The sequence below is a fragment of the Arthrobacter sp. WCS2018Hpa-7 genome (assembly GCF_031843805.1).
GTDB lineage: Bacteria > Actinomycetota > Actinomycetes > Actinomycetales > Micrococcaceae > Arthrobacter.
Genome location: NZ_JAVTJB010000023.1, coordinates 1 through 24208, shown reverse-complemented (window position 1 = coordinate 24208; position 24208 = coordinate 1). Strand labels below are relative to the sequence as shown.

The 24208-nt window shown below is 63.0% G+C and carries 18 protein-coding genes and 1 pseudogene; 10 read left to right on the top strand and 9 right to left on the bottom strand.

The features are described 5' to 3' along the window. Positions 1-26: 26 nt before the first annotated feature. A complete protein-coding gene (locus RQH14_RS19450) occupies positions 27-563 on the bottom strand; it encodes a Chromate resistance protein ChrB (RefSeq protein WP_311214772.1) in 537 nt (178 codons plus the stop codon). A gap of 34 nt (positions 564-597) precedes the next feature. Here RQH14_RS19450 and RQH14_RS19445 point away from each other — a divergent pair, with 34 nt between their 5' ends. Beyond that, positions 598-1791, top strand: a complete 1194-nt coding sequence (locus RQH14_RS19445; protein ID WP_311214771.1) for an MFS transporter — start codon at positions 598-600, stop codon at positions 1789-1791. Here RQH14_RS19445 and RQH14_RS19440 read toward each other — a convergent pair. After that, positions 1788-3896, bottom strand: a complete 2109-nt coding sequence (locus RQH14_RS19440; RefSeq protein WP_311214770.1) for a DNA topoisomerase IV subunit B — start codon at positions 3894-3896, stop codon at positions 1788-1790. The two genes, RQH14_RS19445 and RQH14_RS19440, sit on opposite strands and share 4 nt — an antisense overlap. A 287-nt stretch (positions 3897-4183) precedes the next feature. Here RQH14_RS19440 and RQH14_RS19435 point away from each other — a divergent pair, with 287 nt between their 5' ends. Further along, positions 4184-4405, top strand: a complete 222-nt coding sequence (locus RQH14_RS19435) for a hypothetical protein (protein ID WP_018778705.1) — start codon at positions 4184-4186, stop codon at positions 4403-4405. Between the two features lie 192 nt (positions 4406-4597). On the opposite strand, the gene RQH14_RS19430 is transcribed toward RQH14_RS19435, so the two are convergent. The 4 genes from RQH14_RS19430 to RQH14_RS19415 all read right to left on the bottom strand — a co-directional run bounded on the left by RQH14_RS19430 (position 4598) and on the right by RQH14_RS19415 (position 9859). After that, positions 4598-5908, bottom strand: coding sequence for an RNA polymerase sigma factor (locus tag RQH14_RS19430; protein WP_311214769.1), 1311 nt, complete (start codon positions 5906-5908; stop codon positions 4598-4600). A 258-nt stretch (positions 5909-6166) separates the two neighbouring features. Next, positions 6167-7429: a DUF4192 domain-containing protein gene (locus tag RQH14_RS19425; protein ID WP_311214768.1), complete on the bottom strand. Its 1263-nt coding sequence runs from the start codon at positions 7427-7429 to the stop codon at positions 6167-6169. A gap of 100 nt (positions 7430-7529) precedes the next feature. After that, on the bottom strand, positions 7530-8885 hold the full coding sequence (locus tag RQH14_RS19420) for an MFS transporter (RefSeq protein WP_311214767.1): 1356 nt from the start codon (positions 8883-8885) through the stop codon (positions 7530-7532). A 35-nt stretch (positions 8886-8920) separates the two neighbouring features. Beyond that, on the bottom strand, positions 8921-9859 hold the full coding sequence (locus RQH14_RS19415; RefSeq protein WP_311214766.1) for a PAC2 family protein: 939 nt from the start codon (positions 9857-9859) through the stop codon (positions 8921-8923). Between the two features lie 337 nt (positions 9860-10196). Here RQH14_RS19415 and RQH14_RS19410 point away from each other — a divergent pair, with 337 nt between their 5' ends. The 4 genes from RQH14_RS19410 to RQH14_RS19395 all read left to right on the top strand — a co-directional run bounded on the left by RQH14_RS19410 (position 10197) and on the right by RQH14_RS19395 (position 15750). Beyond that, a complete protein-coding gene (locus RQH14_RS19410) occupies positions 10197-11720 on the top strand; it encodes a leucyl aminopeptidase (RefSeq protein ID WP_311214765.1) in 1524 nt (507 codons plus the stop codon). Between the two features lie 295 nt (positions 11721-12015). Further along, entirely contained in the window at positions 12016-13398 is a 1383-nt protein-coding gene (gene lpdA, locus RQH14_RS19405; protein ID WP_311214764.1) for a dihydrolipoyl dehydrogenase, read from the top strand. A gap of 111 nt (positions 13399-13509) precedes the next feature. After that, complete coding sequence (sucB, locus tag RQH14_RS19400) at positions 13510-15261, top strand: 2-oxoglutarate dehydrogenase, E2 component, dihydrolipoamide succinyltransferase (protein ID WP_311214763.1); 1752 nt, start codon at positions 13510-13512, stop codon at positions 15259-15261. A gap of 135 nt (positions 15262-15396) precedes the next feature. Beyond that, the gene (locus RQH14_RS19395; RefSeq protein ID WP_311214762.1) at positions 15397-15750 is read left to right on the top strand and encodes a hypothetical protein; all 354 of its coding nucleotides are present in this window, start codon (positions 15397-15399) and stop codon (positions 15748-15750) included. Positions 15751-15858: 108 nt separating this feature from the next. On the opposite strand, the gene RQH14_RS19390 is transcribed toward RQH14_RS19395, so the two are convergent. Then, positions 15859-16182, bottom strand: coding sequence for a VOC family protein (locus RQH14_RS19390; protein ID WP_311214761.1), 324 nt, complete (start codon positions 16180-16182; stop codon positions 15859-15861). A 194-nt stretch (positions 16183-16376) separates the two neighbouring features. Here RQH14_RS19390 and RQH14_RS19385 point away from each other — a divergent pair, with 194 nt between their 5' ends. Further along, positions 16377-16805, top strand: coding sequence for an OsmC family protein (locus RQH14_RS19385; RefSeq protein WP_062067972.1), 429 nt, complete (start codon positions 16377-16379; stop codon positions 16803-16805). Between the two features lie 95 nt (positions 16806-16900). Here the strand turns inward: RQH14_RS19385 and RQH14_RS19380 are convergent, their stop codons facing one another. Next, complete coding sequence (locus RQH14_RS19380) at positions 16901-20419, bottom strand: S41 family peptidase (RefSeq protein WP_311214760.1); 3519 nt, start codon at positions 20417-20419, stop codon at positions 16901-16903. Positions 20420-20504: 85 nt separating this feature from the next. Between RQH14_RS19380 and RQH14_RS19375 the strand changes: the two genes are divergently transcribed. Beyond that, positions 20505-21404, top strand: a complete 900-nt coding sequence (locus RQH14_RS19375) for a TIGR01777 family oxidoreductase (protein ID WP_311214759.1) — start codon at positions 20505-20507, stop codon at positions 21402-21404. A gap of 16 nt (positions 21405-21420) precedes the next feature. Here the strand turns inward: RQH14_RS19375 and RQH14_RS19370 are convergent, their stop codons facing one another. Further along, complete coding sequence (locus tag RQH14_RS19370; RefSeq protein ID WP_311214758.1) at positions 21421-23100, bottom strand: serine/threonine-protein kinase; 1680 nt, start codon at positions 23098-23100, stop codon at positions 21421-21423. A gap of 138 nt (positions 23101-23238) precedes the next feature. On the opposite strand from RQH14_RS19370, the gene lipB reads away from it, so the two are divergent. Beyond that, positions 23239-23907: a lipoyl(octanoyl) transferase LipB gene (lipB, locus tag RQH14_RS19365; protein ID WP_311214757.1), complete on the top strand. Its 669-nt coding sequence runs from the start codon at positions 23239-23241 to the stop codon at positions 23905-23907. After that, positions 23904-24208 (top strand): annotated as a pseudogene (locus tag RQH14_RS19360) (lipoyl synthase); the annotation flags it as partial. The gene lipB and the pseudogene RQH14_RS19360, both read left to right, overlap by 4 nt.

Here is a 24208-nt window from a genome sequence, read left to right as displayed (position 1 = left end):
CGGCCAGTAGTCGGCGAACGCGGAGGCTACTCCGGCAGCGTGGCCTCGTACACCAGGGATGCGTAGCCTTCCAGTGCTTCCGCGCAGCGAGCCAGGTGGGCAGCAGCTTGCCCGGCATGCGGCAAATGCAGGACATCCCGTGACTTCAACTCCCGGTACCAACGCCGCAAGCGCTCCAGGCTTTGCTCCTCTTCTTCGAGTTCGGCGAACGTAAACTTACGCCGCGAAATCTCCTTGGCTATCTCCTGCTCAAACTTGCCACAGTCTGCTGTGAACTCCGCCCATTCCTCCAGCCGGGCAGCTTCGAAAGCACTGCGGAAAGTCTCGGCGCCGCCCTCACGCGGCGAAGCGTCTACCAAGGTCCAGGATCCCTCGCCCTTGGCCACCAGCGCCCCGGTCTTCTTGAGTCCCTCGTCAAAGGCCGGGTGGGCAGGGAGCACCCAGGTACCGGGCGACAGCGGAACGGCCCCCATACGCCGCAGTTCCCGCCAGACAGCGACACGGTGACGGGACGGCTGGGAAGGAACCTGGACCAGGATGAGTAACCATCGATCTTCAATCACACTGTTGAATGTAGCAGCTGTTACATTGTGAAGCGTGAATCCCACTGACACCGCCCCCTTCCCCATCAGAGCGACCCAGCGCTGGCCTCTCTACGCGGCGGGATTCACCACCGCCTTCGGCGCGCACGCTGTCGCGGCCGGCCTCGGGGCGGAAAGCGCGGACATTGGATTGAGCTTGTTGGCCTTGGGCCTCCTGCTGGCCTTGTACGACATCGCCGAAGTGTTCCTCAAGCCGGTGTTTGGCGCCTTGAGTGACCGCATTGGTCCAAAACCGGTCATCGTGGGTGGGCTCTTGGCCTTCTCCGCGGCCTCACTGATCGGGTTATGGGCCGACCAGCCTTCCATGCTCGCCGCGGCGCGACTGGGACAGGGCATGGCGGCTTCGGCTTTCTCACCGGCGTCATCGGCCAGCGTGGCCCGTCTTGCGGGGAAGAACACCGGACGTTACTTCGGACGATACGGTTCGTGGAAGGGGCTCGGCTACGCCATAGGACCGCTGCTGGGAGCTGTTGCCATCATCGCTGGTGGGTTTACGCTCCTGTTCGGGATCCTGTCCGCCCTGGGCCTCATGGTGGCCCTGTGGGCTGCGGTTGCGGTGCCTCGACTGGCACCACTGCCCCGTCCCCGGTACACCATTGTCGATGTCTGGCGCCAGAGCACCGAGAGATCATTCCTGGGCCCCACAATGGTCCTTGCTGCGGCCACCGGAGCCCTCGGCGCAGCCGTCGGCTTCCTTCCTGCCTCGGCAGCACGCGAAGGCCTTGGCACCGCGGGAAGCGTGGCAGTTGTGACGGTCTTGGCCCTTACCTCGTCGCTGATACAACCGCGCATCGGCAGGCTGCGGGACCAAGGCCTCCTCGCCGACAAGCCAGGCATGGTGGCGGGCTTGCTCTGCATCGCAGGGGGCACGCTGATGGCCGGGCTCATCCCCGGAGCGGCCTGGATCTACCTTGCCGCCGTCCTGATCGGGGCAGGGATAGGCGTTTCCACCCCGCTGGCCTTCGCGCACCTGGCAGACTCAACCCCCTCCGAACGGCTGGGCAGAACCATGGGGTCTGCTGAGCTTGGACGGGAACTCGGCGATGCCGGTGGTCCGTTGTTGGTGGGCGGAATCGCCGTGGCGGCAGGGCTTCCCTGGGGATTGGGAGCCTTGGCACTGCTGGTGGGGCTGACGGCATTCGCCGCGCCAGGAACCAAGGAAACAACGGCTCCGCCCGCGGCCGGCTAAGCGTCGATGCGTTCCCGGTCCAGCGTGGCGGCGCCGGCAATGATGAACTCCTTGCGGGGCGCTACATCTGAGCCCATGAGAAGGTCAAAGACCTCTTCAGCGCGCTGGGCACTGTCGATGCCAACCTTCCGCAGGGTCCTATGCCTCGGGTCCATGGTGGTCTCAGCCAGTTGCTGGGCATCCATTTCGCCAAGGCCCTTATACCGCTGGATGGGCTCTTTGTAGCGCTTGCCTTCCTTGGCGAGGTTGGCCAGGAGGACATGGAGCTCCGCCTCAGAGTAGGTGTAGATCATCTCGTTGGCCTTCTGGCCGGGGTTGATCACTTCCACCCTGTGCAGGGGCGGTACGGCTGCAAATACGCGGCCCGCTTCCACCATGGGGCGCATGTAGCGGAAGAACAGTGTCAGCAGCAAGGTCCGGATATGGGCGCCGTCCACGTCGGCGTCGGTCATGAGGATAACCTTGCCGTAGCGGGCTGCCTCAATGTCGAAGCTGCGGCCCGAGCCGGCCCCCACTACTTGGATAAGCGCCGCGCACTCGGCGTTGGACAGCATGTCCCCCACGGAAGCCTTTTGGACGTTCAGGATTTTTCCGCGGATGGGCAGCAAGGCCTGGAAATCGGAAGACCTGGCGAGCTTGGCTGTACCCAGGGCGGAGTCACCTTCAACGATGAACAGCTCCGAACGGGCAACATCGTCCGTACGGCAATCGGCCAGCTTGGTGGGCATCGAGGAGGTTTCCAACGCATTCTTGCGACGCTGCGTTTCCTTGTGAACCCGTGCCGAGATGCGCGACTTCATCTCGCTGACCATCTTTTCCAACAGGAGCGCCGACTGCGCTTTGTCGTTGCGGTTGGCCGAGGTCAACCGGCCAGTGATCTCCTTTTCCACCACTTTGGCAACAATGGCCCGTACCGCCGAGGTGCCCAGGATCTCCTTGGTCTGGCCCTCGAACTGCGGCTCCGCAAGCCGGACAGTCAAGACAGCGGTGAGCCCGGCGAGAATGTCATCCTTCTCGATTTTGTCGTTGCCGGCCTTAAGCTTGCGGGCATTCGTTTCCACAGCCTTACGGAAGGTCTTCAGCAGCGCTGCCTCGAAGCCCGACTGGTGGGTGCCGCCTTTGGGAGTGGCGATGATGTTGACGAAGCTGCGCATGGTGGTTTCGTAGCCGATGCCCCAGCGCAGGGCAATATCCACCTCACAATCACGTTCGACTTCCGCGATCTTGCTATGCCCGTTCTCGTCCAACACCGGGACGGTTTCCTTGAACTTACCCGAGCCGTGGAGTCGCCAAACGTCCGTCACCCCGGCATCTGCAGCCAGGAACTCAACGAATTCCGAGATGCCGCCGTCATGGTGGAACACTTCCTCGTGTGCACCGTTCTCGCCTGGAGTTCCGGGGAGCTTGCGGTCATCGCGGACCGTAATCTTCAGCCCAGGCACGAGGAATGAGGTCTGTCGGGCCCTCGCGGCGAGGTCGTCGTAGGAGAACTTGGCATCAGGGGTGAAAATCTGCCGGTCCGCCCAGTAGCGGACCCGGGTTCCCGTCACGCCCCGCTTCGCCTTGCCCACCACGTCCAGCACGGAATTCTCAACGAACGGCTCGAACTGCGCTTCGGGGCCCGGCTTGGAACCCGAATCCACGAACCGGCCAGGCTCACCCCGACGGAAGGACATTTGGTAGGTCTTGCTGCCGCGATCCACCTGAACGTCCAGGCGGCTCGACAAGGCATTGACCACAGAAGCGCCGACGCCATGCAGACCGCCGGATGCCGTGTAGGAACCGCCGCCGAACTTACCGCCCGCGTGCAGCTTGGTGAAGACGACCTCGACGCCGGACAGGCCGGTCTTGGGCTCAACGTCCACCGGGATGCCGCGGCCGTCATCGTGGATTTCCACAGAGTTGTCGGCGTGCAGGATCACCTTGATGTCATGCCCGAAGCCCGCCAACGCTTCATCAACGGCGTTGTCGATGATTTCCCACAGGCAGTGCATGAGGCCGCGGGAGTCGGTGGAACCGATGTACATGCCCGGGCGTTTGCGGACCGCTTCCAGACCTTCAAGGACAGACAGGTGCCGGGCGTTGTATTCAGAACTCGGTGCCACTCGCGGTGTGCTCCTTCGGGGTATATCTCAGGGTGTATCTCGGGTACTTCCCAGCCGTTATTGTGCTGGTTATTGCCGGTTATGTGCCGGTGATTCAAGGCAAACACTGCCCATACTAGGCTAGCCCCGGCGGCCCAGTCGCACTGGTTGCCACTCCCAGTCCGGGCCGAGCTGCCTGGTTACGTTACGCACATGTGATACGCGGACAGCGAAAGTGACCCATCCTTGCCATGGATCTGCGTCGAATGCTGGTTATATGGATGTACGGAACTACTAAGGAGGCCGACATGACAACAGCAGTTGCAGACCGCACGCTAAACGCAGCTGACCGGTGCGATCGTTGCGGAGCCCAAGCATATGTCCGCGTTGTACTCGAGTCCTCCGGTGGTGAGCTTCTTTTCTGCGGCCACCACGCACGTGCAGTTGAAGCTACGCTCCGGCCCATGACTTCCGACTGGCACGATGAGACCGAGCGCCTCAACGAGAAGGCACCCGTCCCCGTCGACTAGGCAGGGCAGCCCGCACAGCGGACTCCCATTTTCACCAAGTATCGCGATGATCAGAAAGCAAGGCCCCTCCCACCAGGGAGGGGCCTTGCTGCTTTCCGGCTGTGGCCGCGTGGTGCTTCATACCCGTGGCGGTCAACAAAAAAGCGGCCCGGTCGGTCATCCGACTGGGCCGCTTTTGCAGTGCGGGTAGATTTAGTCCAGGTAGTCCCGGAGGACCTGCGAACGGGACGGGTGCCGCAGCTTGGACATTGTCTTCGATTCGATCTGGCGGATGCGCTCACGCGTCACTCCGTAGACCTTGCCGATTTCGTCTAAAGTCTTCGGCTGGCCGTCGGTCAGGCCGAATCGCATGGCCACAACACCGGCTTCGCGCTCGGACAGGGTGTCCAGCACCGAGTGCAACTGCTCCTGGAGAAGGGTGAAGCTGACAGCGTCGGCCGGAACTACAGCCTCCGAGTCCTCGATCAGGTCACCAAACTCGGAGTCACCATCCTCGCCGAGCGGGGTGTGGAGGGAGATCGGCTCGCGACCGTACTTCTGGACCTCTACAACCTTCTCAGGGGTCATATCCAGCTCCAGTGCCAGTTCTTCAGGCGTCGGTTCGCGACCGAGGTCCTGGAGCATCTGGCGCTGTACTCGTGCCAACTTGTTGATAACTTCCACCATGTGCACCGGAATACGGATGGTGCGGGCTTGGTCAGCCATGGCGCGGGTGATGGCCTGGCGGATCCACCAAGTGGCGTATGTGGAGAACTTGAAGCCCTTGGTGTAGTCGAACTTCTCCACGGCACGGATAAGGCCCAGATTGCCTTCCTGGATCAAGTCCAGGAAGAGCATGCCACGGCCCGTGTAACGCTTGGCCAAGGAAACGACGAGACGCAGGTTGGCCTCGAGCAGGTGGTTCTTGGCGCGCTTGCCGTCGTGGATGACGAACTCAAGCTCACGCTTGAGCTTTGGATCCATGGATCCGTTGTCGGCGTTGATCTTTTCCTCAGCAAAAAGGCCGGCTTCAATGCGAAGTGCCAGGTCCACTTCCTGCTCGGCGTTCAGCAGGGCGACCTTGCCGATTTGCTTCAGGTAGTCCTTGACGGGGTCGGCAGTCGCGCCTGCGGACATGACCTGCTGGACCGGGGCGTCGTCGTCGTCGGCGTCGGAGTAGACGAATCCCGAGCCGGACGGGGCAGGCTTGTCCTTGGCGGCAGCTGCGCCATCCTCGGTGTCATCTTCGCCGGCTTCGACTTCCTCCGCTGCTGCGGGATCAAAGTCTTCGTCCTCGGCAGTGGCTTCCTCGGAGTCGGAGCCGGACTTGTTCGCGGCCTCAGCGGCGGCCTTCGCGCCGGGCTTGGGGCCACGCTTCTTGGGTGCGGGCTTGTCAGAGTCGCCCTCTGAAGCCTTGTTGGCAGCGCGTGTCGCCGCGCGCTTTGCCGATGTGGCCGCCTTCTTTTCCTCGGCAGTCAATTCGGCCTGGGCGGCGGGTTCCTTCTCGACGGAAGACGGAGTCACAGAAAACCTTTCTAGCGGCGGTCTGTGGAATCACCATACGGGCAACACCACTATGACCCTGTCAAGTCCGCGATCAATTTCAAATGCGATCGCCGTCTGCAGAGTCTGTAGATAGAACTCCCGACAACGCTGTTTTGTTCCCGTTTCCGGGCCAAAGCAGGCATTCAAACGCGGACCCAACCGGGTCTCGGCATCCATTGTCTCACGGTTTTGCGAATCCCACGCCTGATGGATTCCCACCACGCGGGTACAGGCCCCCTATACATGCGCCTGCCTGGATCCCCGCCATGCCGAGTCGGGCCGGCTCGCCCAACGACAAACGGCGCCCTGGCGCAGGACTTTCATCAGAAGTTCGGCAAGTCGATAACCCGGCCGGGCCGCTTCAGCCCGGACAAGGCACGCGTGGGCCATTGAGCCACTGCCCTTGCACCACGAGATCCACCCTTGAAGCGTGAACGCCGCGGCAGCCACTTCACCTGGTTCGTCTTCCACGCACAGCCCGGCGAGAACATGGTGCAACGCATCAACGAGGCTCCAGCACGGCGTATCCGGCCGCATTCCCAGCAGGACATCCCCATAAGTGAAGACGTCCCCCGGCCCACGTGAACCACTCGGCGCAATGGTTGGCGGAGCGGCCGCGGATGCCGGAACGCCGAGTTCGCCAACATCAAACGGCGGCGCGCATGACTCGTCGTCATCGCTGAAAAGTCCAAAGGCAGCAGCGCCGGATTTTGCAGAGTCCATGCCGGCGGCCGCCATCACCACCACCGCGTCCCGCCAAGCCGGAACCTTCAGCGTGGTCCGGAGGAATCCGATGAGTTGCGCATCAGTCGCCGGCTGCAATGCAGCGCCATGTTCAAACGTGGCGAGGACATGATGCCAGACAGCAAGGACGGATTCCAGGCATCGCTCACTGCGCCACATGCCCAGGATGCGCTCCCCGAATCGGGACTCCGCTTCCATCACGGACGGATCAAGCGGTCCTGATCTGGCAAATGAAGGTTGTCCGGTCACGCTCCTTGGCGACGGACCGACCACACTCCCCTGGTACACGAGCTCAGCACTCAGCTGGCTGTCCTTGATACGGGCGACCGGAAGTCCTGGATCCGGGCAACAGCCATGGTCCGAACAGAAGGCGCTGCGCCAGTACTGGGTGCCGATCAACCAAGCGTCCCGCACCGACAGATCAACCTCGTCGAGGGACAGCTGCAATGCTTCAATCAGCGGCATCGTCTGCTGGAGCACGGTGCCATCGGCCCACCCGGCATCAGTGTAAACAGCAAGCATCACACCATTGGCGGCTTCGTCCGCGACCAGGTAATGGCGTATCTGCTCGGCGAAGCCGGCAAGTGCCCGGGGCGAGTGGCCGGACGGTAAGTCCACCCGCAGCGTGGCGCCCAGGATTTTCCCCTGCACGGTGATGGCAACCAGGCTGTCGTCCGGCCAATAGCCCAGCAGGTGCGGGATATAGCCAAGAATGTCTTCAGGCCGGTGGATACTCAGTGTTCTCTTGGTGGTCATGCATCCAGCCTGCCTACCTCCGGGCAACCGAAACAGAGCACACCTTGCCTATGTGGAAAAGCTCGTCAAAAGACCGCCCAGGCGAGGGCCGGCAGCCGCTCTAATGATCCCCTGCGGCGGTGTTGCGCGAGGCGCGCCTTCGTTCCATACGCTCGCGGCGCTGCTTGGCCAGGGTCGCCACCAATGGCTGTACATGGATCCCCTGGGCGGCCATTTGGCGCCGGACTTTACGCCGCGTCACCAGGATAAGGACCGTTCCCAGGCCCAGCAGCAGGAACTGCACGCTGAGTGCGATGCGGAATGGTGCCAGGCCGTACAAATCTCCGCCCGAGAAACCACTGGCATTCAGGACGTCCAAAACCACGCCAATGAGGTAGATGGCAACAAGTGCCGCAATGAAGCCACCAACATTCACAATTCCGGTTGCCGTGCCGATCCGGTGTGAAGGGTTGAAGGTCCTCGCAAAGTCAAAACCGATCATGGACCCCGGACCTCCGACCGCCAGTACTACTACCAGGACCACCAGCATCCACAGCGGAGCGCGGTCAGGAAGAAGGAGTACGGCAGCCCACGCCACAGCAGTGGCCAAGGTGATCAGGAGGACCATCGCTGAACGCCGCATGGGGTGTTTTGAGACGAAGCGGCCAAATCCCGGACCCGCAATGATGGCGGTTGCCACAAAGAGCGCCATCAAAGCGGAGACAGTTCCGGCATCCAGGCCCTGGGCCGAGAGCAGGAACGGGTAGCCCCAGGTCATGGCGAAAAGGTTTCCACTGAACTGCACGGTGAAATGGCTCCACAGACCCAGGCGGGTTCCCGGCTGTTTCCAAGCACGCGACAGGGAGACTCCCGTGGCCCTCAGGCCTTGGCCGGACTCTTCGGGCGGATGCCCGGGAGGGGCGTCCCGCAGCATCGCGAGAACCAGCACGACAGCCAGCACGGACATGGCGGCCAGGGTGAGGAATGCGGGGGTCCACCCTGCGGTGTGAAGGAGGAGGGCAAACGGAACCACGCTGAAGAGCTGACCCAACTGTCCGGACATCCCGGTGAGCTGGGTAACCAAGGGAACCTTGGCAGGAGCGAACCACAACGGCACCAGGCGGATCACCGAAATGAAGGTCATGGCGTCCCCGGCACCCACCAGGACCCGGCCCAGCACGCCCCCGGGCACACTGTCCGCGAACGCGAGCTGCAATTGGCCCAGCCCCATCAGGACTGCTCCACCGGCGATCATGGCCCGTGAGCCGAACCTGTCCACCAGGACACCCACCGGAATCTGCAGCCCTGCATAGACCAGGAGTTGAAGCACGGTGAAGAAGGAGATGGCAGCAGCACTGGCGTTAAACCGCTCAGTAGCTTCCAATCCAGCAACACCAAAGGACGTTCGTTGGGCCACCGCCACCAGATAGGCGAACACGCCGATCGTCCAGATAAGCCAGGCGCGGGGTGCATTCACCCTTCAATTATGCCTGTCACCGCCTGAAAGATGATTTATTGAGGCGAGTCCTTACGGGCCAAATAGGCCTCGACGGCCGCTCCGATGTCCTCGGCATTGGGCAGCTCATCGTTTTCGTCTGCCAGCAGCGAGCGGCGGACTACGCCTTCGGATTTCTCGTCGTAACGGGCCTCAAGATTGGTGACCACCGCTTGGACCTCTTCCGAGGCCTCGATCTGTTCGGCGATCTGGCGACCAACGTCCCGGCCGGACTCACGGAGCCGGTCGGTGGGCAACATCAGCGATGTTGCGGCCCCCAAGTACTCCAGGCCGGCCACGGCCGCCGGAGGGTATTCGGCTTCTGACAAGTAATGCGGAACATGGATCACATAGCCCGCAACGTTCCGTTCCGCTTCCGTCAGCCGGAGTTCAAGGACGTGGCCGATTGCAGCCGGAACGTCCACAGTGGGCTTCCAGCTGGAAATACCCTCGATGAGATCGGGGCGGTTGCCATGAACGGTGACTCCCACGGGCCGTGTGTGCGGAACAGGCATGGGAATGGAGTGGATCCAGGTGACCAGGTTGACGTCCAGCTCTTCAACAATCCCGACGACGGCCCGAGAGAAACGCTCCCATTGGAGGTCCGGTTCGAAGCCGGCCAGCAACAGGAACGGTTGACCGAGGCCGTCAGTCAACTTATACAGACCCAGCTTGGGAGCCTGGTAATCCTGCAGGTGATCTTCCACGAAGCTGATGTGGGGGCGCCGCGAACGGTAGTCGATCAGTTGGTCGGCGTCGAACATGGCCACGACCTCGGCGTCGAGCTCGTCCAGCAGTTCCGCGTTGATCTGCCGGACCACCTGGCCGGCGTCGGCAAAGCCAGTGAATCCCATGACCATGTTCAACCCGCGGAGCTCAGGGCTGTGGAAGGTCTCGATGTTGCGCGCGTACAGCGATTCAGGGTCCAGGAGGGAGCCGGATATCCGTTCAAACACGGCGTGTTCCTTTCGCAATGACAAAGTAGGGGAAGGTCCCGGAGGCGCCGGCCACATGGCTTTAACGAGGCCTTTGGGAGTAGCGCGGGGGTTCCATTAACCCTTACAACGCTGCACCTCGAGCGGACATTCCTGCGCCGGATGTGCCGCAGCTCTCATTTAATTGCTGTCCGCAGCGCTCAAGAGACTACGATCGAAACGGGCCGGTATCCTCTTGCGACACTGGACCGTGAAGACCAAGGCCGCCGTCGGAAGATGACGTCGGACGCGTACCGGGGCAGGCCGCCAAACATGCGGCCCAGCCATGCAATGCAGAGAGAAGTGAGGCAACATCCTCGTGGTCAAGACTACTGACATCATCCTGGGCATCATCGCCAAGGACCTGAAAAAGTCCCCCAGCGACGCACTTGTGATTGGAGTTGCGCAAGGCGCGGATGGGCCAGTGCTGCTCCCGAATCCGCTGAGCGCAAAGGCAGCCGAGTCCGTTGCGGGCTCGCTCAAGCTGTTGGGCATCACCGGCGCTGCCGATCAGGCGCACCGGCTCCCAGGCTTGCCGGAGACCGGCTCGGGAATTTTGGTCCTGGCCGGCGTGGGCAAAGTGTCGGAATCCGGCAGCATCCCCGAAGAATCCCTGCGTCGCGCCGCAGGGTCTGCCGTCCGGCAGTTGGCCGGCCTTGCGTCGGTAACGTTGGCGTTCCCAACCACCGGCCTCGCCGACGTCGCGGCAATCGCCGAAGGTGCCTCCCTTGGCGCCTACTCCTACACGGAGCACCGTTCCAGCAAGGACGGGCTGAAGGCCCCTGTAACAAAGGCCCTGATTTTTTCCGACGTCGATCCCAAGGACGCACAGCCGGCACTGGACCGTGCTGCTGTTGTGGCCCGCGCCGTCAACGCCACCCGGACCCTGGTCAACCAGCCTCCCAGCCACCTCTACCCGGAGTCCTTTGCCGAATCCGCCAAGGAACTCGCCAAAGGCCTGCCCGTCAAGGTCACTGTCTGGGATGAAAAGCGCCTGGAAAAGGAAGGCTTCGGCGGCATCCTTGGCGTGGGCAAGGGTTCAACGCGCCAGCCACGCCTTGTGAAGGTCGAATACACGCCGGCCAAGGCCACCAAGAAGATTGCGCTCGTGGGCAAGGGCATCACGTTCGACACCGGCGGTATCTCCATCAAGCCGGCCCTCGGCATGGGTGACATGAAGAGCGATATGGCGGGCGCCGCCGTCGTTCTTAACACTGTCCTGGCCATCGCTTCGCTTGGGTTGAACATCAAGGCGACTGCGTGGCTCTGCATTGCGGAGAACATGCCCTCGGGTGCTGCGGCACGGCCTGCCGACGTCTTCACCATCTACGGTGGGAAGACCGTCGAGGTCCTCAACACCGACGCCGAAGGGCGCTTGGTCATGGCCGACGGACTCGTCGCTGCCAGCTTGGAGAAGCCGGACGCCATCATTGACGTTGCCACGCTGACCGGCGCCCAGCTCATCGCCCTGGGACTGCGCACGGCTGGTGTCATGGGCTCCGATTCCGTCACCGCTGCCTTGAAGTCAGCGGCAGACCGCGCAGGCGAGCTGGTCTGGCCGATGCCGCTGCCCGAAGAACTGCGCCCAAGCCTCGATTCCCAGGTGGCAGACCTTGCCAACATTGGGGAGCGCAACGGCGGAATGATGACTGCGGCTGTTTTCCTGCGGGAATTCGTCGGCAAGAACGGCGACGGCCAGCAGATCCCTTGGGCGCACGTCGACATTGCGGGCCCGTCGTTCAACAACGGCAGCCCGTACGGCTACACCCCTAAGCAGGGAACCGGATGCACCGTCCGCACCCTGGTTGCCTACGCCGAGGATCTGCTCGCAGTCTCCGCCTAAGCGGCGAGCCCCCGCCCTTCCGGGCCGCGGCGGCCCTTGCAGGACATCCTGCAAGGGCCGCGCAACCCCGGAATTATGCGGCGTGTAGCGCTGTGTCACAAGTGAACGTGAGTCTGGACACAAGCGCTCCACAAACACCCGCAGAGGGTGGAGCATGGGTAGGTGGTTCGCTAAGGTGAACTCGATAGTCACAAATGCAAGAGAACTTAGGTGCTGGCATAATCACGGCAGAACAAGTTCCAAAGACCAGATGGCACGCAGTCCCGTGTCATCATTCACGCGAGGGAGCGTTTTAGTGGCCGATCAGGCAACTGCGCAAGAATTCGACATCCTGGTACTCGGTGGCGGCAGCGGCGGCTACGCCACTGCCCTGCGGGCCGTTCAGCTTGGGTTCACCGTTGGCCTTGTGGAAAAGGCAAAGCTCGGCGGAACCTGCCTGCACAACGGTTGTATCCCCACCAAGGCACTCCTGCACTCGGCCGAACTGGCCGACCATGCACGCGATTCCGCCAAGTATGGTGTGAACGTCACGCTGGACAGCATCGACATGCCGGCCGTGAACGCCTATAAAGACGGCATCATCGCCGGTAAGTACAAGGGCCTCCAAGGACTCATCAAGTCCAAGGGCATCACCGTCATCGAGGGTGAAGGCAAGCTCCAGGGCAACAACACGGTAGTTGTCAACGGCACCCCCTACACGGGCAAGAACATTGTCCTGGCGACCGGTTCCTACTCACGCTCCCTGCCTGGCCTGGAAATCGGCGGCAAGGTCATCACCTCGGACCAGGCGTTGACCATGGACTACATCCCCAAGAGCGCAATCGTCCTCGGCGGCGGCGTCATCGGCGTCGAGTTCGCTTCCGTATGGAAGTCGTTCGGCGTGGACGTCACGATCATCGAGGGCCTCCCCTCCTTGGTTCCGAACGAAGACGCATCCATCGTCAAGAACCTCGAGCGTGCCTTCAAGAAGCGCGGCATCAAGTTCACCACCGGCATCTTCTTCCAGGGTGTTGAGCAGAACGACGACGGCGTCAAGGTCACCTTGGTTGACGGCCAGACCTTCGAAGCCGACCTCCTGCTCGTTGCAGTTGGCCGTGGTCCCGTCACCGCCAACCTGGGCTACGAAGAAGCCGGCATCAGCATTGACCGCGGCTTCGTCATCACCAACGAACGCCTCCACACCGGCGTTGGCAACATCTACGCCGTCGGCGACATCGTCCCCGGCGTCCAGCTCGCACACCGCGGCTACCAGCAGGGCATCTTCGTCGCCGAGGAAATCGCCGGCCTGAACCCGGCAATCGTCGAGGACATCAACATCCCCAAGGTCACCTACTGCGAGCCCGAAATCGCCACGGTCGGCTACACCGAAAAGGCCGCCAAGGAAAAGTTCGGCGACGACCAGGTGCAGACCCAGGAATACAACCTGGCCGGAAACGGCAAGAGCTCCATCCTCGGCACCGGCGGCATCGTCAAGCTCGTGCGCCAGAAGGATGGCCCCGTAGTGGGCATCCACATGATCGGCTCCCGCATGGGTGAGCAGATCGGTGAAGCCCAGCTGATCGTGAACTGGGAAGCCTACCCGGAGGACGTGGCCCAGCTGGTCCACGCCCACCCCACCCAGAACGAAAGCCTGGGCGAAGCCCACCTTGCCCTCGCGGGCAAAGCTCTCCACGGCTAAGTCTTACCAAGACCCACGGTTCAGGTGCATGCGGCGCGATATGCCGCATGCACCTGAACCGGACCAGCAGAATTCATCCGCACAAAGATCAATAAGGAGAACGGGGACGACATGTCTGAATCCGTTAACTTGCCCGCCCTCGGTGAGAGTGTCACCGAAGGAACCGTCACCCGCTGGCTCAAGCAGGTTGGTGACCGGGTGGAGATCGACGAGCCGTTGCTCGAGGTTTCAACCGACAAAGTAGACACCGAAATCCCTTCTCCGATCTCAGGCGTCATCGAAGAAATCCTCGTCGCTGAAGACGAGACGGCTGAAGTCGGTGCCCCCTTGGTCCGCATCGGCGACGGTTCCGGCTCGGCCGCTCCTGCTGCCGAGGCTGCACCGGCCGAGGAAGCACCTGCCGCCCCGGCGGAGCAGGCAGCACCGACCCAGGAGGCTCCGGCTGCACCAGCAGCAGAGGAAGCTCCTGCTGCCGAGGCACCCGCCGCTTCCGGCGGCGAAGGCCACGAAGTTACCCTCCCCGCGTTGGGTGAGAGCGTCACCGAAGGTACCGTCACCCGCTGGCTCAAGGCTGTCGGCGACACCGTGGAGGTGGACGAACCCCTCCTGGAGGTTTCCACCGACAAAGTCGACACCGAAATCCCGTCGCCGGTTGCAGGCACCCTGCAGGAGATCCGCGTCAACGAGGATGAGACCGCTGAGGTTGGCTCCGTCCTGGCCGTCATCGGTTCCGGTGCAGCCGCACCGGCGGCCGCTCCGGCCCCGGCGGCGGCACCTGCTGCTGAGGCCCCGGCTGCTGCTCCCGCACCCGCCGCCGCTCCCGCACCTGCTGCTGCTCCCGCTCCTGCTGCCGCTCCGGCTGCTGCTGCACCGGCACCTGCTGCTGCACCGGCTCCCGCTCCTGCTTCACCCGCAGCTGAGGGTTCTTCGGAATCCGGTTACGTCACTCCCCTGGTCCGCAAGCTTGCCAACCAGCATGGCGTGGACATTGCCTCCGTCTCGGGCACCGGCGTCGGTGGCCGCATCCGTAAGCAGGATGTCCTGGCCGCTGCCGAAGCCAAGCAGGCCGCCGCTGCTCCCGCAGCATCGGCTCCCGCGGCTCCTGCTGCCAAGGCTGCTGCTCCGGTAGTAGCGTCCTCGCTGCGTGGCACCACGGAGAAGGCGCCGCGTATCCGTCAGGTCATCGCCCGCCGCATGCGCGAGTCCCTTGAGGTCTCCACCCAGCTGACGCAGGTGCATGAGGTCGACATGACCAAGATCGCCAAGCTCCGTCTCAAGGCCAAGAACCAGTTCCTGGCCCAGAATGGCGTCAAGCTCACCTTCCTGCCGTTCATCGCCAAAGCTGTCGCTGAGGCCCTGAAGCAGCACCCCAAGCTCAACGCTGCCTACGACGAATCCAAGCAGGAAATCACCTACCACAACGCCGAGCACCTGGCGATCGCCGTCGACACCGACAAGGGCCTCCTGGTTCCGGTCATCTCCGACGCCGGCAACCTGAACCTTGCGGGCCTCGCCGGCAAGATCGCTGATGTTGCAGGCCGCACCCGCGACGGCAAGATCGGTCCGGACGAGCTGTCCGGCGGTACGTTCAGCATCACCAACATCGGGTCTGTCGGCGCTCTGTTCGACACCCCGATCATCAACCAGCCGCAGGTGGGTATCCTCGGGACCGGCGCGATCGTCAAGCGTGCCGTGGTGGTCGCCGACGAGAATGGCGATGATTCGATTGCCATCCGCTCCATGATGTATCTCTCCCTGACGTACGACCACCGTTTGGTGGACGGCGCAGACGCCGGTCGCTTCCTGCAGACCCTCAAGGCCCGCCTTGAGGAAGGTGCTTTCGAAGCTGACCTTGGCCTCTAGGGCTTAGCGCCACAAAGGTCCGCCTTTGGCGCGAAGGGGCAGGTCACCGGGAAATCCGGTGACCTGCCCCTTTGCTGTATCCACCTCCGCGTGGCTTTGCTACAAGACGTAGAACCAACTCGATAAGCTGGGACCATGAGTATTCTCTTCAACATCCTGGTGTTCTTGCACATCGTCGGCGCAGCCATGATTGTGGGCTACTGGATCGCCACCATCAAGGAGCCAACCATCCACCCCCGCCAGCGTGATGGCGCTTTCCTGCAGCTCCTGACCGGCATCGCCATGATGGGCTTGTTCCCCTTGCTGCCTGATGCCGATCCCAACTACTTCAAGCTCGGGGTCAAGTTCGCCATTGGCGTGGCCGTGGCAGTCCTGGCCGTCATCGGTTCCCGCAAGGTCAAAAAGGGCGAGCCTGTCTCCACCGGATTGGCTCATGGTGTAGGCGGTCTTGCCCTGGTGAACATCGCGATCGCCACGCTCTGGAACTGATCCGGCGCCTTCCTGACGCCGGCAGCCGTCCCACTCCACGACCATGCGGAGAGGGACGGCTGCTTTTTCGTGGCGGAGGTGGTAGGAGTTTGCCCGTGAGGCAAGCGCCTATTCCTGGGCTATGCAGAATTCGTTGCCTTCGGGGTCTTGCATGACATCCCAATGGAAGTCGCCAATGCTGTGGCCTTCCACGAAGGAAGCTCCCAACAACTCCGCCTTGTGCCGCAAAGCAGAAGGGTCGGCGTCGTGGAGGTCCAGATGCAGTCTGCGGCGGCCCTCCGTCGGCGCTGCGACCTCTTGAAACGCCAACTGGGGAACTCCTGGTTCTGCGGGCCGCAGCCAGATGAAGCCCTCATGGCGGCCGGATACCGGCATGTCCAACAGTTCCGACCAGAAGGCTGACAATCGGGCAGCGTCAACTGCATTGATCATGATGGACGCGATTCTCGGGCCTCGGCCCTTCCCTGCAGGTGGTTGTACTTCCGTCTCCATCCCGCCAGTCTAGGGGGTCACAATCCACTGACAGCGGAATGGCCGTGCGGTCCCACCGGCAAATCCCTAGGATGGAACCCGGTGGCACCCGCCTCGGGCTGGGTGCCGACTCACAACGACCCCAAGGAGTGGACATGGCAGCAACACGCACCGCACACACGGTTTGGAACGGCAACCTGATCGAGGGCGCCGGCAACACGACGCTGGACAGCTCAGGCCTGGGCACGTTCGATGTCACCTGGAAGGCACGTACTGAACAGTCCGGCGGCAAGACCAGCCCCGAAGAACTGATCGCCGCGGCCCACTCCGCATGCTTCTCCATGGCTTTCAGCCACGCCCTCGCAGGTGAAGGATTCACCGCTGAGGAAGTCAACACCAAGGCCGATGTCACCTTCGTTCCCGGAACCGGCATCACCGGAAGCCACCTGACCATGACCGCCAAGGTTCCTGGCCTGTCCGAAGAGGACTTCCGCCGGATCTCCGAAGACGCGAAGACGGGTTGCCCCGTTTCGGGTGCACTGGCCAGCATCGAGATCACCTTGGATGCCACGCTTTCGGCGTAGCACCACCGTGTGCTGAACAGCAGCACTAACCACGAGAAGAGCCCCGCCGCTTCCTTCACGGAAACGGCGGGGCTCTTCTCTGTTTACCTCTGCCCTTAGCCCTTTTGCGGACGTGAAGGCAAGGGTTCCGGACGGACCTTGCGGTAGCCCTCGCGGAGGGGAGGCCTGTCAGTGGGCAATTCCTGGATCATTTCCTTGAGGGCACCAATGCCGTACTCCAACTGCGGATCAGTGCCGGCCGCATAGGCATGAGGCGGGAACAGCACTTCGATGTCCGGCTCCACACCTCGGTTTTCAACATCCCAGCCGATTCCGCCGCTGAACCACGTGGCGTATCGGGGCTGCGTCACCCCGGTGCCATCTGCCAAGGCGAAGCGGTTGTCGATGCCTACCACGCCTCCCCACGTCCGCGTACCGATCACGGGGCCAATGCCCCTCAGCTTGGACACCTGGGTGATGATGTCCCCATCCGATCCCGCAAATTCGTCTGCGAGGATGATCACCGGACCGCGCGGTGCATGATCCGGGTACGTCCGCGGCTTCTCCCCACGCGGCATGCTCCAGCCAGTGACCTTCCGGCCGATGAGCTCGGCAACCAGCTGGGAGGTGTGCCCGCCACGGTTGCGCCGCACGTCCACAATCAGCCCGTCCAAGGCAGTTTCGGTATCCAGATCGCGGTGGAGCTGCGCCCAGCCGTTGGCCATCATGTCCGGGACGTGCAGGTAGCCGAACTTGCCGTCCGAGGCCTCCCGCACAGTGCGGCGGTTGGCCCGGACCCAGTCCTGGTACCGAAGCCTTTCTTCATCACGGACAGGGACCACAGCCACGCGACGCTGGGCCCCCGCGGCTCCTCCGTGCCCCTCACCGTTCAGCAAGGTCAGCTCCACCGTGCGGCCGGCCGCTCCCACCAACTGCATTGCGGGCGTCAGAGCCGCTGAAAGTTCGACGCCGTCAATCGCCAGCAGGACGTCACCGGCCTTCGCGTCGGCGCCCGGTCGGGTCAAAGGCGACGTGGCCAGCGGGTCCGAGGACTCGCCCGCCAGGATCCGTGTGATTTCCCAGCCTTTGCTGCCGAAGTGAAGCTCAGCCCCCAAGCGGCCCTGGCCGTTGCGCCCTGCCTCGCTCACTGCGGCAGGCTTGACGTAGGCATGCGATGTTCCCAGCTCACCGTGGATCTCCCACAGCAGGTCCACGAGGTCGTCATGCGAACCGAGCCGGTCCACCATAGGGCGGTAGCGTTTGTAGACGGAGTCCCAATCCTGGCCCGCCATGTCCGCGGTCCAGAAGAAGTCCCGCTGAAGACGCCAGGCCTCCTCAAATGCCTGCCCCCAGGCAGCCACCGGGTCAAGGATGACCCGGACCCTGTTAAGTTCCACCTTCACCAGGTCGCCGGATTCGTCGTCCACCTTGGTGTCCGACGGCACCGACGTGACCTGCTGGTCCAGGATGTACACCACCCGATTGAGATCTCCCGACAACCTGTAGCTGTCCACTGCGGCAACCAAGGTGGTTTTCTTGCGCTTGGCGAGCTCGTAGCGCACCAATGACGGTGCGGTCTTCTTATCTGCGAGGGAGCCCTTGCCTTCACCAGTCACACCCGAGAGTTCAGTATCGAGCCACAACAAGGCACCGTCCGCGACAGCCAACTGCGAGTAGTTTCCCTGCGGCACGGGCACACCGATGACGCGGTGAGCCAGGCCCTCCGGGTCGACGCGCACGGCAGGCGCGGCGCCGTCGTCGGACTTTACCGGGGCAGTCGCCACATCCTCAAGTGCGTCAACAGACGGGCCAAAAGGTGAAGGCGTGTCCGCAGCCAAGGCAACCAAATACGGCTTGATGGGGCTCGGGAAAGAAAGGTCGAAGGAGTGCCCGTCATAGACGGGATCGAAGCTGCGATTCGACAAGAACGCGAGGAACTTCCCGTCAGGGGTGAACCGCGGCGATTCGTCGCAGAAACGTCCGTCGGTGAGATCGATGATGCCCGCTTCAGCGTCACCCGGGCGGGTGATGCGGAGCTTACTCCGCGAACCGAAGGATGTGACCGGCTCTGACCACGCCAGCCACTGCGAATCCCCGGACCACGCCAGTTGTTCGATGCTGCCCTCACCCACGCTGACAACAAGGGTCAACGTTCCCTGAGCGGTATCAGCGACATAGACGTCTCCAAAGGAGGTTCCCACTGCGAGCCATCGCCCATCCGGGCTTGCCTCCAGCGCACTCGTGCGCGTGGGCGACGGAAAATCGATCCGAACGTCAACTGCGTCTTCCGCCATGTCAGTGACTGCCGGCGCGTCCGCGGCACTCACAGTGTCAGCGGACGGCTCGGCCGGCGTACCTGATGAAGTGCCGCTTGCCGTGCCAGTTGGCGGCGTGGCAGGGGCTGTTGCTTGCGCCGCAGTTCGTCCCTGCCCCAACACCTTGGACGCGGCTACCGGTTTGGGCAGTGGATCGGCTTCGTTGACCGGAACCGGCGTCGGAACAACTGCGTCGGGTACGTCAACCAGTGCCGACAACGGAGACGCGATGCGCTTGATGTACAGGGCTTCAACAGACCCATGGTCAGCGACGTAAGCAATCCGGCCGGCCGTCAGCGGACGCGGCAGGCGGGCACGTACGCCGGGTGTCGCCTCCACCACGCGCGAGGGCCCGTCCTTGTGCCGGAGCCAGTGCAGCGTGCCGTGCGACTCCACGGCGCTGGCCGTACCCGAGGCGTTGGGAACGACGTCGCCGAGGTGTGCAGCGACTTTGAGGGGTGCGGGACGGCGGGCCGGCGACGCCGATCCCAGCGTGATATCCAGTTTGCTTGGCTCGGCGTCGGCGTCGGCATCGAGTGAAGGAACCATCCACAGCTCGCCGGCCGATTCAAAGATCACCCGGCCACCATCCGTGCTCGCGTGCCGGACATAGAAATCTTCGTGATCCGTGTGGCGGCGCAGCCCCGACCCGTCCGGAAGAACTGAGTAGAGATTGCCGTACCCCTCGTGGTCCGACAGGAAGGCGATACGTCCCTTGACCCAGAGGGGGTCGGTGAGGTTCCCGTCGACCTCCGGAACCAGTCGCTCGAACTCACCGTTACCGTCGGCATCGATCCACAGCTTGCCCGCCGTGCCGCCCCTGTACCGCTTCCACCAAGCAGGCTCACGGGAAAGGACGCTGGCCACCACCACAGGCTTCTCGTCCCCGATTTCGGGACCGAAGGCAACTGCCTCAACGGGACCAAAGGGAAGTTCGACGGCGGCGCCCCCGTCAAGCGGGAGACTGTAGGCATGTGTGTGGCGGCTTTCCGCCTGCTGGAAGGCGCTGGTCACCACCACGTTTCCTGACGGCGTGAAGCCTTTGACTTTAGTGGTGCTGTGGCCGAAGTAGGTCAGCTGCCTGTAGCCACCGCCGTCGACGTTTGCCGTGACAACCTCCGGCGACGTACCCACAATCACCGTCCACACGAGTCGTTTTCCATCCGGAGTGAAGCGGGGGTTCCTTGCCGGCAACTGCTGGGAAGAAACCCGCCAGGCACGCCCGCCGGAGAGGGCGGCGACCCAGATGTCGTCTTCGGCCACGAAAGTGACCAGATCGCCGTGCACATGCGGGAAACGGAGGTAGCTGGAGGAGGTCATTGTTCGATCATAGTCAAGAGGCGCCCACCCTCAGCCGCACCGACAGGCGTTTCCGCCACACGCGTTTCCCATGGTGAGATGGGTCATGAGAATCGTGATGTCCGGAGCGTCGGGAATGATCGGAACGGCTTTAACGGAGCACTTGGCCGGCCACGGCCACGAGGTCACCCGGTTGGTGCGCAGGCCCGCCAAGGACCCCGGCGAGTGGACATGGGACCCGGCCGCAGGGCATCTCGACGAAGCCGTCCTTGATGCCGCGGAGGCGGTCATCAACCTCTCCGGAGCCGGAATCGGGGACCGCCCCTGGACCAAGAAGCGCATCCAGGAACTCCGGGATTCACGGCTCCAAGCCACCCGGACCCTGACCGCTGCCATGGGAAGACTCGGCACACCACCGGCTACGTTCATCAGCCAATCCGCCTCCGGCTACTACGGTGCATCACGTGAGGGCGTTCTACGGGAGGATTCGGGGCCCGGGCATGGCGTGCTGGGAAGTTTGTGCGTCGAATGGGAACGAACTGCCAGGACCGCACCTTCCGGTGTACGCGTAGTGACTCCCAGGACCGGCGTAGTACTCACCACGTCAGGCGGCGCGCTTGGACCTCTCCTCCCCTTGGTGAAGATCGGGCTGGGCGGGCCGTTTGGGAACGGGCGGCAGTACTGGCCATGGATCACACTGGCCGATGAGGTGGCCGCATTGGCGCATCTCCTGACAACCGACATTGATGGCGCGGTGAATGTTTGCGCCCCGGAAAGCGCGGACGTCAACACGATCGTCGCCGCCCTGGCCAAAGCCTTCCACCGGCCAGCTTTCCTGCGTGTCCCCCGTCCCGCTTTGCGCTTGGTGCTGGGGCGCCTTGCCGATGAGCTGGTTCTGGCCAATCAGAGGATGGAACCCGCCCGGTTATCGAATGCTGGTTTCACGTGGGAGCATCCATCCTTATCAGACGCCATGGCCTGGTTGACGACAGACAAAGCACGCTGACCAGGTGGTTGAGTGATCAGCCAATGGTGGCTGGGCCGGTGTCGTCCGGGGCGGCGTTTTCCTGGCCGGCGTTTTCCCGGCCGGGGCTTGGGGCAAGGATTTCCCAGATCCACCATCGCCCGTCAGCGCGAACGACGTGAACGCGAAGCTCCTGCGGCGGGCCCGCAGGCTGTGGCCGGGCTTTGGCCTCTGAGGCATCGCGTTCTTCATAGCCGGATGTCGCCACGGTCACCGTGACCACTGCGTCACCGGCCTCCCCGGATCCGGAGACACCATCCGCAGATAATGTCGTCGAGAACCCGGCATACATCGTTCCGGCTTTCCGGAGGTGATCCGCCAGTAACCGGTCAGAGGCTTCCGCGGGTGACCCAGCGGCATTGACCAAGGCCAACAACTCGAGCCTTCCCTGCGCCAGTGCCATGTCACGTACGGATGACAGCGTGCCTACGGCCGCTGCCGGGTCATCAGCCAGGAGCCCTTCGGCTAGCTCTTCCGGCAGGTCGGCGGACACCGTGGTTCCTGGTCCGGGGACCGGATTGACGGTTTCCGCCGCTGCTTGCTGCGGCTGTGCAGATAACTCCATGCTCTGTTGCTGCGGGTTTTGCGGCCACAGGAACCATGCCGCGGTGCCGAGCATCAGCCCGGTAGTCAGTGTGGCTGCACTGGCCATGAACCAACGGCCACGACGTCGGGGCCGACGGCCCTCCGGGCGAAGTCCAGGTTGTAATCCAAGCGAAAGGAACCTCCGCCATGATCCAACCCATCGGGGGATGCGGCGGGTGGGACGCCCCAAGGCCTGCCGGCGCGTCAGCAGCTCAGGTATGACGGAGGAATGTACGGCGCCGGACAAGTCCACCGGCTCGGGCGCCGCGCTCCTGAAGATCGCCATGGCCAGTTCCCTGGCTGTTGGCCGCACCAGCGGATCCACATCCAGGGCAGCCTCCAACGCCGCCACTAAGGACCTCGGAACATCCGGAACCACCACAGACAACGGCGGCCGGTGCCGGGTAGCCTCCGGGGCCGCCCCCGTCAGGCAGTACCAGCCGATGGCGGCAAGCGAAAAGACATCACGCGCGGGCTGCAGTTCCTGCGATGAATCAGTCCCGCTGCCGGACGCTGCGTCGCCGGGACAGGTGAAGCCAGGCGTTCCGGCCCCAGGGTTTGGCCGGACACCACCCACGATGGAGGCAATGCCCAGGTCCGCGAGCAGTGGCTTTCCCTCGGCCGTGAAGAGGACATTCCCGGGCGCTACGTCACCATGCACGGTGCCGTTGGCATGCAAATAGTCCAATACCTGGGCAAGCGGGGTGAGGATGGTGACGGCTTCCCCCACCCGAAGCCTTCCCCGCCCTGCCATCAGGTTGGCCAGCGAGCCACCCGCCGCAAAGTCCATGACGATACCCGGTGTCCCCGCAGAATCGCCTTCCAGCGGAACGACGCCATGGACCCCCACCAGGTGCTGGTGCCTCAGGCCGGACAACAGCCTGACCTCTCGCGCTACCTCCTCAAAGATCAGGGATTGCGCCACGTGGCCTTCGGGCGTGCCGGGAGTGGCGCATTTAATGGCAAACCGAGCCCCGTCGCAGCTCCTGGTGACAAGCCAAACGGTAGAAGTACTGCCTTGGCCCAAGAGGCGGGATGTCTCATAACCCGTAACGGACGGCATGATGGCGGCGGGCGGATCCAGAGTTTCCATAGATAAGATCTACCGGAATACGGGATTTTCCGCAGAAGTTATCCACAGGTAGCACCCTGACGACAACACCACGCGATGCGACTGAGAGGTTCGCCACAAAACCATGGCCAGTCTCCCGCTGGGTCTAAGCTTGAACCCATGACTCTTGAGTTTTCACAACTGGGTCTTGCCCCTGATTTCGTTGACTACATGCAGGGCTGGGACCTGCAGCGCGAGATCCACAACAAAGTTGTTGCGGGCGAGAAGAACAGCACCGTTTTACTCCTGGAACACGCTGCCGTCTACACGGCCGGCAAACTCACGGAAGATCACGAGCGACCCTTCGACGGGACACCCGTTGTTCCCGTGGACCGCGGCGGGAAGCTGACCTGGCATGGACCCGGACAGTTGATCGCCTATCCCGTCCTCAAGCTTAAGAACCGCGCCGGCATCCGCGACTATGTGGAGCGGCTCGAAGCCATCATGATCGCCGTGATGTCGGACTACGGCATCAACGCAGTGACCGTGAAAGGCCGGGCCGGCGTCTGGATGCTTGCTGATGAGAAAGGTCCAGACCGCAAAATTGCCGCTATCGGTATCCGCGTCCTGGACGGCGTCACCATGCACGGTGTCGCCATTAACTGCAGCAATGACTTGGCGCCTTACGCACAGATCATTGCCTGTGGAATTACCGACGCCAGTGTCACCACCATGTCCCTGGAAGCCGGCCGGACCATCAACCCTGCCGACATCGTTGACCGCTTCGTGGAAGAATTCCGCAAGCATGAAGAAGCACTCATTTCCACCCACGAAGGAGCACTCCAGTGACCCTGGCACCTGAAGGCCGTAAGTTGCTGCGCGTTGAGCAGCGTAACTCGGCGGTCCCGGTTGAACGCAAGCCCGAGTGGATCAAGGCCAAGGTCCAGATGGGGCCGGAGTTTGTCCAGCTCAAGAACCTGGTGAAGAAGGAAGGCCTGCACACGGTGTGTGAAGAGGCCGGCTGCCCGAACATTTTTGAGTGCTGGGAAGACAAGGAAGCGACGTTCCTGATCGGCGGGTCCGAGTGCACCCGGCGCTGTGATTTCTGCCAGATCGATACCGGTAAGCCGTCCCCGGTGGACATGTTCGA

Bases quoted from the DNA above. Each gene is read 5' to 3' on its own strand.
- RQH14_RS19390 (WP_311214761.1), bottom strand. From the start codon at position 16,182: ATGATCAATGCAGTTGACGCTGCCCGATTGTCAGCCTTCTGGTCGGAA.
- RQH14_RS19370 (WP_311214758.1), bottom strand. From the start codon at position 23,100: ATGGAAACTCTGGATCCGCCCGCCGCCATCATGCCGTCCGTTACGGGT.
- sucB (WP_311214763.1), top strand. From the start codon at position 13,510: ATGTCTGAATCCGTTAACTTGCCCGCCCTCGGTGAGAGTGTCACCGAA.
- RQH14_RS19380 (WP_311214760.1), bottom strand. From the start codon at position 20,419: ATGACCTCCTCCAGCTACCTCCGTTTCCCGCATGTGCACGGCGATCTG.
- RQH14_RS19395 (WP_311214762.1), top strand. From the start codon at position 15,397: ATGAGTATTCTCTTCAACATCCTGGTGTTCTTGCACATCGTCGGCGCA.
- RQH14_RS19385 (WP_062067972.1), top strand. From the start codon at position 16,377: ATGGCAGCAACACGCACCGCACACACGGTTTGGAACGGCAACCTGATC.
- RQH14_RS19425 (WP_311214768.1), bottom strand. From the start codon at position 7,429: ATGACCACCAAGAGAACACTGAGTATCCACCGGCCTGAAGACATTCTT.
- RQH14_RS19375 (WP_311214759.1), top strand. From the start codon at position 20,505: ATGAGAATCGTGATGTCCGGAGCGTCGGGAATGATCGGAACGGCTTTA.
- lipB (WP_311214757.1), top strand. From the start codon at position 23,239: ATGACTCTTGAGTTTTCACAACTGGGTCTTGCCCCTGATTTCGTTGAC.
- RQH14_RS19435 (WP_018778705.1), top strand. From the start codon at position 4,184: ATGACAACAGCAGTTGCAGACCGCACGCTAAACGCAGCTGACCGGTGC.